At 41.5% G+C, this 14,644-nt stretch carries 13 protein-coding genes; 5 read left to right on the top strand and 8 right to left on the bottom strand.

What is annotated here, in order from left to right:
• Positions 1-13: 13 nt before the first annotated feature.
• The 8 genes from mutL to cutA form a co-directional block, all read right to left on the bottom strand.
• The gene (mutL, locus tag L1D46_RS06605) at positions 14-1,852 is read right to left on the bottom strand and encodes a DNA mismatch repair endonuclease MutL (RefSeq protein ID WP_239977130.1); all 1,839 of its coding nucleotides are present in this window, start codon (positions 1,850-1,852) and stop codon (positions 14-16) included.
• Between the two features lie 23 nt (positions 1,853-1,875).
• Positions 1,876-3,183 carry an N-acetylmuramoyl-L-alanine amidase gene (locus tag L1D46_RS06600; RefSeq protein ID WP_233786811.1) on the bottom strand — a complete coding sequence of 436 codons (1,308 nt, stop codon included), beginning with the start codon at positions 3,181-3,183 and terminating at the stop codon, positions 1,876-1,878.
• 72 nt (positions 3,184-3,255) lie between these two features.
• Entirely contained in the window at positions 3,256-3,723 is a 468-nt protein-coding gene (tsaE, locus tag L1D46_RS06595) for a tRNA (adenosine(37)-N6)-threonylcarbamoyltransferase complex ATPase subunit type 1 TsaE (RefSeq protein ID WP_130050377.1), read from the bottom strand.
• A 142-nt stretch (positions 3,724-3,865) separates the two neighbouring features.
• Positions 3,866-5,206 (bottom strand): acetyl-CoA carboxylase biotin carboxylase subunit, encoded by a 1,341-nt coding sequence (accC, locus tag L1D46_RS06590; RefSeq protein WP_130050376.1) that lies wholly within the window; start codon positions 5,204-5,206, stop codon positions 3,866-3,868.
• Positions 5,207-5,229: 23 nt separating this feature from the next.
• Positions 5,230-5,694, bottom strand: coding sequence for an acetyl-CoA carboxylase biotin carboxyl carrier protein (accB, locus tag L1D46_RS06585; protein ID WP_130050375.1), 465 nt, complete (start codon positions 5,692-5,694; stop codon positions 5,230-5,232).
• A 30-nt stretch (positions 5,695-5,724) separates the two neighbouring features.
• Positions 5,725-6,177, bottom strand: coding sequence for a type II 3-dehydroquinate dehydratase (gene aroQ, locus L1D46_RS06580; protein ID WP_178926330.1), 453 nt, complete (start codon positions 6,175-6,177; stop codon positions 5,725-5,727).
• Positions 6,178-6,524: 347 nt separating this feature from the next.
• A complete protein-coding gene (locus L1D46_RS06575) occupies positions 6,525-8,351 on the bottom strand; it encodes a protein-disulfide reductase DsbD (protein ID WP_239977128.1) in 1,827 nt (608 codons plus the stop codon).
• The gene (cutA, locus tag L1D46_RS06570) at positions 8,351-8,671 is read right to left on the bottom strand and encodes a divalent-cation tolerance protein CutA (RefSeq protein ID WP_130050372.1); all 321 of its coding nucleotides are present in this window, start codon (positions 8,669-8,671) and stop codon (positions 8,351-8,353) included. The genes L1D46_RS06575 and cutA overlap by 1 nt, the downstream gene beginning before the upstream one ends.
• Before the next feature lie 162 nt (positions 8,672-8,833).
• On the opposite strand from cutA, the gene L1D46_RS06565 reads away from it, so the two are divergent.
• The 5 genes from L1D46_RS06565 to L1D46_RS06545 all read left to right on the top strand — a co-directional run bounded on the left by L1D46_RS06565 (position 8,834) and on the right by L1D46_RS06545 (position 14,641).
• A complete protein-coding gene (locus L1D46_RS06565; RefSeq protein ID WP_130050371.1) occupies positions 8,834-9,310 on the top strand; it encodes an FxsA family protein in 477 nt (158 codons plus the stop codon).
• A 143-nt stretch (positions 9,311-9,453) separates the two neighbouring features.
• Positions 9,454-9,741, top strand: a complete 288-nt coding sequence (locus L1D46_RS06560; protein WP_063701599.1) for a co-chaperone GroES — start codon at positions 9,454-9,456, stop codon at positions 9,739-9,741.
• 51 nt (positions 9,742-9,792) lie between these two features.
• A complete protein-coding gene (gene groL, locus L1D46_RS06555; RefSeq protein ID WP_130050370.1) occupies positions 9,793-11,439 on the top strand; it encodes a chaperonin GroEL in 1,647 nt (548 codons plus the stop codon).
• A gap of 230 nt (positions 11,440-11,669) precedes the next feature.
• Positions 11,670-12,302: a biliverdin-producing heme oxygenase gene (locus tag L1D46_RS06550; RefSeq protein WP_167658414.1), complete on the top strand. Its 633-nt coding sequence runs from the start codon at positions 11,670-11,672 to the stop codon at positions 12,300-12,302.
• Positions 12,299-14,641, top strand: a complete 2,343-nt coding sequence (locus tag L1D46_RS06545) for an ATP-binding protein (RefSeq protein WP_239977126.1) — start codon at positions 12,299-12,301, stop codon at positions 14,639-14,641. Before L1D46_RS06550 ends, L1D46_RS06545 begins: the two co-directional genes overlap by 4 nt.
• Positions 14,642-14,644: the final 3 nt, after the last annotated feature.

The raw sequence follows: 14,644 nt of genomic DNA, 5'->3' as shown, positions 1-14,644 counted from the left end.
CTAAATACCTTGCTTAGTTTAAAAACTGAGATAGATCTATTTTAACTGCTTTTTGACGTAAACGTTGCATAGTTTGTGGATTATTTTCTAACCGAGTCACTTGCTCCATAAAGGCTTGACTTGCGTAATAGCGTTTTGGAATTTGCTGTGTTAACCATTCTAGCCATTTATCCAGTGAACTTAGCGATGATTTGCAGCCGCTAATCAGGCACTCAATAGCATGACTCACATCAAGTAAATACACACAAGGCGGGAGCCTTTTAACCATCACAAATTGCTTTTCAATAACCAAATCAAAACCGAGTAAGGTAAACCACGACTGCTGAGCATTTAAGGCGCTAATGTCATCAGCACTTGCATTCACTCGCACAGGCAACAACAAAGCTTTGCCATCAAGACTGCCAGCTTGTTCTACTTGCACTTGCCAGTCGAGTGCTAAAGCATACTTAAAGTGCGCAGCAAATAGCTGGTTATCTTCACTAAATACGCATTCGCCTTCTCGTACGTGAATGAGTTTGGCAAGCTTAGCTTGCTCAGCAACCGGTGCTGCAATGCTTGGTTCAGGGCGTACTTGGTCAAAATGCGCGGCATGTTGCTCACTGATCCCTTGATAAAAAGCATTCACATCTTGATGCGATGTTTTACTGCGCCCTTGGCTGTCGCTACCAAAACCACCTCCAGAACGACCTGTTGTACCAGAATAACTTGTTAAACGTGTCGGTTGTAATTCAGATTTGGGGTAATCATACTGCTCTGCTGGCACTGATTGATTCAAACTTGGCTGCGTGCTGCTTAGGTTTGTCTCATCAAACGAAGCATTTTGAAAAGCAGTGTCATTATGTTCGGTAAAACCGGCTTCATGCTGAAGCGGCACTACAACTTGTTTTATTGCCTGCAGAATAAAATCATGTACTAAGCGACCTTGATGAAACCGTACTTCATGTTTAGCCGGGTGCACATTAACATCGACCTGGCGTGGATCAATATCAATATAAATTACAAATCCTGGAAGCTCTTCTGATCCAGCAACTTCTTCAAAAGCTTGGCGAATCGCATGCAAAATGAGTTTATCGCGCATCATGCGATTATTGACATAGGTATATTGAGTGCTATTTGCTGAACCCACTGGTAATACCCAGCCTCGTAGCATCAAGCCTGCTTCACCTGATTGAATATGCAAACCCTGCTCACTGAACGCCTTACCAGCAACTTGCGCTACACGTGTTATTGCGTGCTCAGGGTTTGGCTTTGCACGGTATTGACGCACAACTTTGCCGTTGTGTGTAAGAGTAATAGATACATCAAAGCGACTCAACGCGATACGCTTTATTAGCTCATCGATATGTGAAAACTCAGTTTTCTCGGTGCGAAGAAACTTTCGCCGCGCAGGGGTATTAAAAAATAAGTCTTTTACCTCAATGGTGGTGCCATCGGGATGTGCAGTTGGCTTGATTTGCACCGCCATATCCCGTCCTTCAGCAAACGCTTGCCATGCGGCTTCTTGTTGTTTTGGTTTTGAACTCAAAGTTAGCCGTGATACTGAGCTAATAGAAGCGAGTGCTTCACCACGAAAACCCAGTGAACAGATGTTCTCTAAATCATCAAGTGACTTAAGTTTACTTGTAGCATGGCGCGACAAAGCTAATGTCAGCTCATCTTTATTAATGCCCGAACCATTATCGCGAATGCGAATCAGCTTATGACCACCGCGCTCAATATCGATTTGAATGCGCGTTGCGCCGGCATCTAAACTGTTTTCGACTAGCTCTTTAACAACAGATGCGGGGCGTTCAACCACCTCACCCGCAGCAATTTGGTTAGCCAATCGCGCGGGTAGTATTTCTATGCTCATAGTGTTCCTAACACGAAAATTGACTAGCTTTGAGGAATATCAAGCTCTTGACCAATAAACAAGGTATTCGATTTTAACTTGTTGGCCGTTTTTAGCTTACTAACAGAGGTGTTGTATCTGCTTGCCAAAATACTTAACGACTCACCGGGACGTACTTTATGTTTAGTCGGAAACTGCGCTTTTAACTTAGCAAATAACGAGTCATCTGGCGGGTTTTGCATATAGTAATTTTTAATCGAAGTGAAAATTGCTTTTGCTAAACGCTCCTGATGCTGCGCCGTTTTTAGCATTCGCTCTTCGCGCGGGTTCGAAATAAACCCTGTTTCTACCAAAATAGACGGAATATCCGGTGATTTTAATACTGCAAGACTCGCCGCTTGTGGACGCTTCTTATGCATTTTAGCAACTTTTCTTAATTCGCTAACCACTTCTTCCGCAACACTAAAACCTGTTTTCATTGAGTGATCCATTGACATATCTAGCAGTGCTTGTGCTAAATATTTTTCGCTAGCAGTATCTTTTAACACCCCAGCAGCACCACCTAAAAGCTCTGAGTGTTTTTCTTTATCCTCAATCCATTTACCAATTTCAGAATTAGCGCGGCGCAGTGATAGCACCCAGACAGAAGCGCCGTTTGGCTGCGGGCTGGTAAATGCGTCAGCATGAATCGACACAAAGAAGTCTGCTTTTTTCTTTCGAGCAATGCTAGTACGGGTGTTTAAATTGACAAAGTAGTCACTACGGCGAACCATGCGCGAAATCATGCCTTTTTCAGCATCTATCATTCGCTCCAGGCGCTTCGCTATTTGCAGCGTGATATCTTTTTCATACGTGCCCGACGGACCAATTGAGCCCGGGTCTTCACCACCATGGCCTGCGTCAATCGCAATGACGATATCGCGTTCTTGATGAAGCTCACGCTTTTTAACACTGGTATTGGTTGAAGCAACTGGTTCTGCCTTCGGCGTTTTATCCACAAGGTCAACCACTAAACGGTGTTTATATGGATCGGTCGGTAATAAAGCAAACACAACTGGTTTACTGGCACGAGCTAGTTCAAAAACAAAACGCACACTCTTGCTATCTTTTGGTTTTGAATAACGCAGTTTTGAAACAATCTGATGCTTTTTAGGAATAGCAGGCAAGCTATCTAGTTTGTCGGTATTTTTTAAGTCAATCACTAAACGAGCTGGGTTCTTCAACATGAAGTAGCTAAAATCTGGCTTATCGTTTAAGTCAAAGACCACACGAGTGCTGTCAGGTGAGGGCCACACACGTACGCTATTAATCGTATTTTGTGCAAGCGCAACTTGGCTCACAAACAAAAACATCAATATAGTTAATAGTTTAAATGTACAACGAGCCATTTTTACTAATACACCTTTATTTTTATATGTTTATTCTTACGCGCTCTTAAGTTGCTGAACAATTGCCTGACCACGGTCGGTTAAGCTGTTAATTAAAATAGCACGCGCCTCGCCTTCATAGCGCAGGGTGATATCAAGATCCGGTGTTGGAATAAATTCGCCGCCTTTTTCGGGCCATTCCACAACACAAATAGCCTGTGGTGAAAAATAGTCACGAATACCCATATATTCAAGTTCTTCAGGATCACCTAAGCGATATAAATCAAAGTGATAGACATCAGCTTTAGTTAATTGGTAAGGCTCGACCAGTGTATAAGTTGGACTCTTAACCTTACCTTGATGACCGAAACCTTGCACGATACCACGGGTTAATGTCGTTTTACCGGCACCTAAGTCACCATGTAAATAGATGACTGCTCCTTGCTCCATTAAGGCTGCAAGTTGCTTACCCATATTAACCGTTGCCGCTTCATCAGCGAGTGGAAAACCAACACTGTCGGTCATTATTACCTCATGAAAAACTAAAAACACATTACTTTATTAATCATACCAGAATATTTTTGTAAGGCGAGAGCCGCTCTTATGCCTAATTTGACAAAAAAAAGCCGGCAAAGTTGCCGGCTTTTTAGCTTAAACAGAATTTTGTTTACAGACCTAGCTTCTTCTCAAGGTAGTGGATGTTTGTACCACCGTTTTGGAAGTTCTCATCTGCCAAGATTTTCTTGTGTAGTGGTGTGTTGGTCTTGATACCGTCAATCACTAATTCGTTTAACGCATTGCGTGAACGAGCAATGGCTACATCACGGTTTTCACCATAACAGATCAGCTTACCAATCATTGAATCGTAATGAGGTGGTACGGTGTAATCTGCATAGATATGACTGTCCCAACGAATACCTAAACCGCCAGCAGGGTGGAATCGCGTGATTTTACCTGGTGATGGAATAAAGGTTTCTGGGTCTTCAGCATTAATACGGCACTCAATTGCATGACCACGAATAACCACATCTTCTTGTGTGAATGATAATGGCTGGCCAGCTGCAATTTTTAGCTGTTCTTTGATTAAGTCAACGCCAGTTACCATTTCTGTTACTGGGTGCTCAACCTGAATACGAGTATTCATTTCGATGAAATAGAACTCGCCGTTTTCGTATAAGAACTCGAACGTACCTGCACCACGATAACCAATTTCGATACATGCACGAGTACAACGGTCACCGATGAACTTACGCATTTCAGCTGTGATACCTGGCGCTGGCGCTTCTTCAACAACTTTTTGGTGACGACGTTGCATTGAACAATCACGCTCACCTAAGTGAACTGCATTGCCTTGACCGTCAGCAAGTACTTGAACTTCGATATGACGTGGGTTTTCAAGGAATTTTTCCATGTAAACCATACCATTACCGAAGAACTGCTTTGCTTCTTGCTGAGTAAGAGCGATTGAATCGATTAGTTCTTTTTCGCTGCGAACAACACGCATACCACGACCGCCGCCGCCGCCTGCTGCTTTAATAATTACAGGGTAACCAATACGTTTTGCGATTTGAATGTTGCGTTCGCTGTCTGCCGTTAATGGACCATCTGAACCAGGTACACAAGGTACACCTGCTTTACGCATCGCTTCGATTGCAGAAACTTTATCACCCATTAAGCGAATCGTGTCGCCTTTAGGACCGATAAACACAAAGCCACTTTGCTCAACTTGATCAGCAAAGTCTGCATTTTCAGAAAGGAAACCATAACCTGGGTGGATAGCAACTGCGTCTGTTACTTCTGCCGCTGCAATAATGCGCGGAATATCTAAGTAACTTTCAGTCGCTGATGGTTTACCAATACAAATTGTTTCATCTGCCAGTAACACGTGCTTAAGATCACGGTCTGCCGTTGAATGCACAGCAACAGTTTTGATCCCAAGCTCTTTGCAGGCGCGCAGTACGCGAAGTGCAATTTCACCTCGGTTTGCAATGACTACTTTATCTAACATAGAGTTGGCCTTTTGTTGCGCTATTATTCAATGATGAATAAAGGTTGATCGAATTCTACTGGCTCGCCATTTTCAACTAAGATAGCTTTTACTGTGCCTGCTTTATCAGATTCGATTTGGTTCATCATTTTCATTGCTTCAACGATACATAACGTGTCGCCAACATTTACTTTAGAACCTACTTCTACATAAGGTGCTGCTTCTGGAGAAGCCGCTGAGTAGAATGAACCAACCATAGGTGATTTAACTTGGTGACCAGTCGGTGCAGCTGGAGCAGCCGCTTCTGCTGCTGGAGCATCTGCTACTGGAGCTGGCGCCGCTGCAGGCGCAGGTGCTGCAAACTGTTGTGGAGCATATTGCATTGCAGGTGCTGCAGCCATGTTGTTACGATTGATGCGTACTGACTCTTCACCTTCAGTGATTTCTAATTCAGCAATACCAGATTCTTCTACTAGTTCGATAAGTTTTTTGATCTTGCGAATATCCATTGAACGACCCGCCTGTTAGTTATTTAAAAATTAATGTGTGTTTTGCAATTGGTTAACTGCAGCTTCTAGTGCCACCTTATAACCCATTGCTCCTAATCCAATAATGACGCCTTGTGCCACATCCGAAAAATACGAATGATGACGGAATGCTTCGCGAGCATGCACATTAGTTAAATGCACCTCGTAAAAGGGAATGTTTACACTGAGTAATGCATCCCGTAAGGCTACGCTTGTATGCGTAAATGCAGCAGGGTTAATAATAATTGCATCAACCTCTTGCCATGCATCGTGAATGCGCTCTATTAATGCAGCTTCACTGTTACTTTGGAAATGCGTTAAATCAACATTGAGACCTGCAGCAACCTGACTAAGTTCAGCTATAATCTCATCAAGAGATTGAGTGCCGTACTTTTCTGGTTCACGCTTGCCAAGCATGTTTAAATTTGGCCCATTTAGAACTAAAAGTTTGAATTTTGCAGCCATAATACGCGATATATCCTATAAGTAAGCAGTTTAACCATATTCATCATAAACCCACGCTTAACCTAAGCGTGCTGATGTAAAATAGCAACTATTTCTCACGTTAACCACCTATTATAGATATTTCGACGTAAATAGCAGCAAAATACTGGTCTAATCACTACCTACTTACGGCAAATGCAGGCATGACAAGGCACTCAAGTAAGTTAATCACTGTCTTTGCTTGTTGTGTAATTGAACATTTACAAGAAAAAGCGCTGATTTTTAGCTAATAAAAGCATTTTTCTTAGCTAGAAACAAAAACGCCACTCTAATGAGTGGCGTTTTGCTATTTTCCTGCACGTTTGCGTTTATTTGGCAGTATTTCTTACTTTTGCTAAATGTTCAGTAAAGTCTTTCGCGTTTAAAAACCCAGTTACACGTTGATCTAAAAGCTCATTACCTTGGGTATCAAAGAACAAAATACTCGGTAAACCGAATACCGTGTACTCTTCCATTAATTCAATAGTTTTTGCATCACTTTCGGTTAAATCAATTTGGATTAACTCAAAGTGAGCAAACTGCTCTTGCACCTTAGCGTCAGGAAAGGTGTAGTGTTCAAACTCTTTACACGCAACACACCAATCAGCGTATAAATCGACCATCACTAAACGCCCTTCGCTACTTGCGGCAGCAATTTCTTCTTTCAATTCACTTAAATTAGCAACGTGTTTAAAACGATGTGTTTGTACGGCAGCTTCAGCAACCACCGCTTTACTAGGCCAGAAATAATTTTTCGTTAAACTAGCCCCTGTCACAACAAGTAATGTTGCAGCAAACCACAATGCTGTTTTTAGCTTGCCCTGCGATTGCGCACTTTGCCAGTGGTGTAAATACAGCGCTGTTGCAAGTGCTAATAAACCAGCCATCAACCAGATGAATTCGATATCAACAATACGTTCAAGCAGAATAAGTGGCACAACCAGCATGATAAAACCGAATAAGGTTTTTACTTGCTCCATCCAACCACCGGCTTTTGGCAGTAATTTACCACCAGAAGTACCCAATAATAACAGTGGTAAGCCCATGCCTAAACTTAGTACATAGAGTGTTAAACCACCCACTAGGTAGTCACCACTTTGCGCCACGTAGAGTAAAGCAGCAGACAACGGCGCGGTTGTACAAGGTGAAGCTATCAAACCAGACAGTACACCCATCATAAATACGCCAACATAGTTGCCGCCTTTTTGCTGGTTACTAACCTGAGTGAGCTTATTCATCATGCCACTAGGTAATTTGATTTCATACCAGCCAAACATCGACATTGCCAGCAATACAAACAAAATACTAAAGCTGATTAGCACCGTTGGATGCTGCAAATATCCTTGGACTTGACCACCTAATGATGCAACCACTAAGCCCAGTGCTGCATACGTAACGGCCATACCTTGTACGTAAACGAACGACAGCGAAAACGCTTTTTTGGTCGATAAATTCTGCTGTCCCGCGATAAGACTCGATAAAATTGGAAACATTGGAAATACACAAGGTGTAAAAGCAAGACCAACACCGACTAAAAAGAAAATAACAAGATTCGTCAATAAGCCTTGCGATGCCAGTTTATCGGTATATGACTGCTCACCAGCTGGTTTTGATGCTTCTTGAGAAGGCGCTGATGACGCTTCATTTGTATCAGCTGCTTGTGTTAATGCTGCTAATGCGTTCCCCGCATCTGCAGTCTCTGATACTCGCTCACCTGCAATCACAGATAACGGAATGGTCCTAACTTCTGGCGGATAACATAACCCCGCCTCGGCACAGCCTTGAAAACGAATTTTAACAACCGCCCCTTCAGTGACATTACTGACCTTAGTAACCACACTTAACGAGTCAAAGAAGACCTCTGTCTTACCAAAAAACTCATCTTCTATAATTTGCCCTTTACCAAGATCAGGTATTTCAATATCAGCGCCTTTAGCGATTATTTCGACTTTCTTTTTATAAAGGTAATAATCAGGCGCAATATCCCAGCCAATAAATAAGGTTTTGCCTTGCTGGTCAAAATCAAAAACAAAGGCCTGTTCAACCGGCAGAAATGTTTGCTCTGCGGGCTGCAGTAGATTTCCAAGTAAATTGTTATTACTTGCACTTGCCGGCACAAGCCACAGTGCACAAAGTAATAAAAGGAACGATCGCATTAATTAAGTACCTCATCCATCCAATTAAAATAGGCTAAATTGCCTGTAGCAACATCAACGACCTGAATTTCTGGTATCTCATAACTATGCAATTTCTTGATAGTTTGGATCACTTCATTCATTTTTTCTGACTTAGTTTTGATCAGTAACTTACTTTCTATAGCTTGAGTTATCTCGCCTTCCCACATGTAGATAGATTCAATTGTAGGCATAATGTTCACACAAGCCGCTAGCTTTTCTTTAACTAGATGTTGTGCCAACTGACGGGCTTCATCCTCATTTGCACAAGTAGTAAAAATAAGTCGAAAATGCGTAGTCATAAGGAACCTTTGTTTGATTACGTGAGTCGCACCATAGTAGCCGATAGTAACTATAATGTGTAGCGAGCAAGGCGATCCTAGGTTCCACCTTGAAAAATGACCTGCTCACCCCTATTTATATTTCACTGACTCGAAAGAGAATGACATTTTTTAGAGAGCCTTATGTTTAGATTTTTGTTTTTGTTATTTATTTTAGTGCCGATTGTGGAGATTGCATTACTCATTCAAGTGAGTGAAGTGATCGGTGGCTTTGCCACCATAGCGCTTGTGATTGTAACCGCGATTGTCGGTGCAAAATTAGTTAAGCAACAAGGTATAGGTGCGATTCAAAACGTGCAGTTACAAATGGCACAAGGGCAAATGCCTGCCAAAGAATTGTTTACGGGTTTATGTGTGATTATCGCCGGTGTTTTATTGATGACTCCGGGGATTATGACTGACTTTTTTGGCTTTTTATTACTCACCCCAGCAATACGAAACAAGCTAGCTGCAGGCCTTGCCAGTCAAGCCACTGTGCGCATGAGTTCGCAGACAAATCAAGGCTCTGCACACTTCCAATATCACAGTAAAACAACAACTCACGAAGAGCCAAACCACCAACCGACAACTATTGATGGTGAATTTGAGCGAAAAGATTAAAATTTTTTAATTTTTGTACTTGGATTTTTTTAAGCCACCCCCATTAATGAATGCAATGAAACGCAGCGGGTGGCTAAGCACTCCCCTGCAATAACACAAGATTTTTTCTGTACTGTTCAGAAACTGTTAGGAGAACTAAATAAATGAACATTCGTCCTTTACATGATCGCGTCATCGTTAAGCGTCTAGAAGAAGAAACTAAGTCTGCTGGCGGTATTGTATTAACTGGCTCTGCAGCTGAAAAATCAACTCGCGGAGAAGTTATCGCTGTTGGTAATGGCCGTGTTTTAGACAACGGTGAAGTAAGAGCGTTAGAAGTTAAAGCCGGTGACACTGTGCTGTTCGGCTCTTATGTTGAAAAAGTTGAAAAGATCGAAGGTCAAGAGTACCTGATCATGCGTGAAGATAACATTCTAGGCATTGTAGGCTAATCCTACTTTTCGTTTAGCAACCCGTTTACAGAATTTAAGAGGAATTAAATCATGGCAGCAAAAGAAGTACTTTTTGCAGGTGACGCACGTGGCAAAATGCTAACTGGCGTAAACATTTTAGCAAACGCAGTAAAAGTAACTTTAGGTCCTAAAGGCCGTAACGTTGTATTAGACAAATCATTCGGCGCTCCAGTGATCACTAAAGACGGTGTATCTGTAGCTAAAGAGATCGAGCTTGAAGACAAGTTCGAAAACATGGGCGCACAAATGGTTAAAGAAGTAGCGTCTAAAGCGAATGACGCTGCAGGTGACGGTACAACAACTGCAACAGTATTAGCGCAATCTATCGTAAACGAAGGCTTAAAAGCAGTTGCAGCGGGTATGAACCCAATGGACCTTAAGCGCGGTATCGACAAAGCAGTTACTGCAGCAGTTGAAGAGCTTAAAGCACTTTCTGTTCCATGTGCAGACACTAAAGCAATTGCACAAGTAGGTACTATTTCTGCTAACTCTGATAAAGAAATCGGTGACATCATTGCACAAGCAATGGAAAAAGTAGGCCGTGACTCAGGCGTTATCACTGTTGAAGAAGGTCAGTCATTAGAAAACGAGCTAGACGTAGTTGAAGGTATGCAGTTTGACCGCGGTTACCTTTCTCCATACTTCATCAACAACGCTGAAAAAGGCGCTGTAGAGCTAGACAACCCATTCATTCTACTTGTAGACAAAAAAGTATCTAACATCCGTGAGCTACTACCTACACTAGAAGCAGTTGCTAAAGCAAGCAAGCCACTACTTATCATTGCTGAAGACCTTGAAGGTGAAGCACTTGCAACACTAGTAGTGAACAACATGCGCGGCATCGTTAAAGTGTCTGCAGTTAAAGCCCCTGGTTTTGGCGACCGTCGTAAAGCAATGCTTCAAGACATCGCTGTATTAACAGGTGGTACAGTAATTTCTGAAGAAATCGGTTTAGAGCTAGAAAAAGCAACTATCGAAGACCTGGGTACAGCGAAGCGCGTTGTAATCACTAAAGATGATACAACAATCATCGACGGTGCAGGCGAAGAAGACGGCATCAATGGTCGTGTTGCACAAATCAAAGCACAAATCGAAGAAGCGACGTCTGACTACGATAAAGAGAAACTACAAGAGCGTATGGCTAAACTAGCTGGCGGTGTTGCAGTAATCAAAGTTGGCGCAGCAACTGAAATCGAAATGAAAGAGAAAAAAGACCGCGTTGAAGATGCACTACACGCAACTCGCGCAGCGGTTGAAGAAGGTGTTGTACCAGGTGGTGGTGTTGCACTAGTTCGCGTAGCAAGCAAACTTGTTGAACTTGCTGGCGACAACGAAGACCAAAGCCACGGTATTAAAGTTGCACTACGTGCAATGGAAGCACCACTTCGTCAAATCGTAACGAACGCTGGTGACGAAGCATCAGTTGTTGTTAACTCAGTAAAAGGCGGTGAAGGTAACTACGGTTACAACGCAGCATCAGGCGAGTACAACGACATGATCGAAATGGGTATCTTAGACCCAACGAAAGTAACGCGTTCTGCACTTCAGTACGCAGCTTCAATCGCAGGTCTAATGATCACAACTGAAGCAATGGTTGCTGAAATCCCGAAAGATGAGCCAGCTGCTCCAGATATGGGCGGCATGGGCGGCATGGGTGGTATGGGCGGAATGATGTAATCATCCCTCCCAAGCACTTTGCTTAAAAAACCCAGCTCCGGCTGGGTTTTTTGCATTCATTTACTTGCTCTGTAAATAAACAAAGACCTTCTAACTTTACAAGTCATTTGAACCCGCAATAAATAGTTGCCTTTTCCTAATCACCCTTAATTTTGTATTTTACATACTTGTACCTAAGTATATACTGGTGCGAATACTACTAGAATGCTCCAAATACGTTCAGGATAACAATGGGTTCAGCTTTATCAAACGCCACTGTAATAACTTGCAATAGCGATCAAAATAATATTCATACTTTTATAAAAAATAGTACCGACTTCCTTCACTCTCGTGTGGAAAAACAACTAGGTGCAGTATTATTCGATAAAAATATGACCCAACAATCGTATTTAGAAATTTTAATCGCAATGCATAGTAGCTATTCTATTATGGAGGATGCTATATCAACCTATGGTGCCACAAAACATCTACTTGTTGGCCGCAGCAAGCTAAGCTGGTTAAATCAAGATATTGCTTATTTGCAAACATCTCAACACGCTCCACCTGTTAAATTATATAAACACGATGATTTAAAAAATATCTGCAACGTATCACATGCATTTGGAATGATGTATGTAATGGAGGGAGCCACCATGGGTGGAGGTCACATATTTAAAGCGCTTAAAAAGCATAATTGGATAAATGAGCTTGAAGGGATCCGTTTTTTTTATAGTTATGGTGAACTTAGGAATCAAAAGTGGGCTCAATTTATCCACGCACTAAAGCAGTATCATAACGACAACCCAAACTCAGCAGATGACATTTTATTGGGAGCAAATAAGGCATTTAGCTTAATCTCTCAAGCGCTTGGAGATATAAATTGAGCAATACATTTAAAGTCTCATTAGACAATTGCCATAAAGAACCTATTCATATTCCAGGCTCTATACAACCGCATGGGTACTTACTAGTTGTTGACCCTGAAACACTCAAAATATGCTATTTCAGCGAAAATATTTTATTGCTTTTAAATACACAAAAGGATCGCTTAGTAGGCTCACATATAACTAATTTCTTTGAAGCGAATACATCTAATATCATAGAGGAAAATAAAGCCCAAAAGGACTTTCATGCCATTAACCCACTCAAGATTGAGTTAAAAGGTAAATCGCCTGAGACCTCTATTAAAGGTGTTATTTCTCGTAACGATGAATACTTACTCATTGAACTTGAGTTTGATATAAAGAAAGAGCACTCAAGTATTGACCCCATGAATTACTTGATGAAGCAATCTCTTCACCTAATAGCTGACAAAAAAGAGCTAAACTCATCATTCGACACAGCAGTAGAAGAAGTTCGGAACTTAACAGGTTTTGATCGCGTTATGCTCTATCAGTTTGACCATGAATATAATGGTCAAGTCGTAGCAGAAGCCAAAAAAGATGAGTTAAACTCATTTCTACACCAGCATTTTCCTGAGTCAGATATTCCAAAGCAAGCACGCGCTTTATATTTGCGTAATCCTATAAGGTTACTTGCAGATGTGGATGCTGAAGTATCACCTATCTACCCACAAGACAAGCCTGTAGATTTAAGCACGTGTATAACCAGAAGTGTCTCCCCCATTCATTGCCAATATTTACGCAATATGGGTGTTAAAGCATCAATGTCTATCAGTATTATTATTGCTGGTAAATTATGGGGGTTAATTGCTTGTCACCACTATTCAAGCCATGTCGTCCCTTTTGAGGCACGACAAGTTGCACAGTATATGGGGTTGATGCTCTCATATATAATTTCCCTCAAAACACAATCAATCGAAGCGATTCAAGAAGCTAAAGCCACCGCCATCAGTGCAGAGATAGCAGAGCATATGTCTGAAGAAGTCTTTTTCATTGATGGCTTACGCAAACAAGTTCCTGCTTTACTTAGCATGCTAAGTGCTGATGGTGTTGCATGGCGGCTAGAAAAAGATATTGAAAGTTTCGGGGATGTACCCGCAAATGATGATATTTATCATTTATTTGAGTGGTTGAAAAGCAACCACTTAGAAGATGAACTGCTGTATCATAACCATCACTTGTCTAATGAAAATGCTGAATTTAGTAAGTTTGCTAATATTGCAAGCGGCGTACTTGCTATGCCTGTTTCTACTAATGAAAACCTATTTATTATGTGGTTTCGTAAAGAGGTGATTGAAACAAAAAATTGGGGTGGGAAACCTGAAAAGATAATCGAATTTCTTGACGACGGTAGTCACCGCCTTATGCCTCGTAGCTCATTTCGTTTATGGCAAGAGAATGTACGTAATAAATGCTCACCTTGGAAGGCAAACGAAATATCTTGCGCTATAAAGTTTCGCAATCATTTGGTTAATCATGTTATTGAAAAATCTGAGCGCCTTAAAAAGTTAAACAACTTATTAGAAACTAAAGTTAATGAGCGAACTGTCGCTTTAAAAGCGGAAATACTCACTCGACAACAAGCCGAGCTTGACCTTGAAATCGCACTTAGAAAATCTGAAGAGTCTAACCAAGAGTTAGAACGGTTTGCTTTTGTTGCGTCTCATGATTTACAAGAACCCTTACGAAAAATACAAATGTTCGGCGATCGCCTGCAAAACTCTAAAGAACAGATTGGAGAAAGAAACGCTTCTTATATCTCTCGTATGATGGATTCTGCCGAAAGAATGCAAAAACTTATCAAAGGAGTATTGAGTTTTTCTAGAATCAATCGAAAAGGCGAAGAGTTTCGTCACTTTTCAGCATCAGATGTTTTTCATGATATTCTTGATGATCTTGAGTTAATTATCGCTGACAAGGACGCGGTGTTTCACATAGAAGACATTGGTGAAATCTATGGCGACAAACGACAAATCCAGCGTTTGTTTCAAAACTTAATTCTCAATGCGCTTAAATTTAGTCACCCACATCAAGCACCCATTATAGGGATTAAGTCAGTTGAGCGAACAGACGAGCATCTTGTTATCGCTGTCATTGATAACGGAATAGGTTTTAATAGCGAGTTTAAAGACAGAATATTTAACCTTTTTGAACGGGTTCACTCTAAACAAGCATACGAAGGAACAGGGTTAGGCTTAGCTATTTGTAAGAAAATAGTCGAACGACACCATGGGACAATTACAGCAGAAGCAAATATCAATGAAGGCTCTCAGTTTTACGTCACCTTACCACTAAGAGAAATAAAACTAAGTCAGCTTTAGTAT

Origin of the sequence: Pseudoalteromonas sp. Isolate3, from assembly GCF_022398505.1 — a bacterium.
GTDB classification, from domain to species: Bacteria; Pseudomonadota; Gammaproteobacteria; order Enterobacterales; family Alteromonadaceae; genus Pseudoalteromonas; species Pseudoalteromonas apostichopi.
This window is presented reverse-complemented; position numbering and strand designations above follow the sequence as displayed.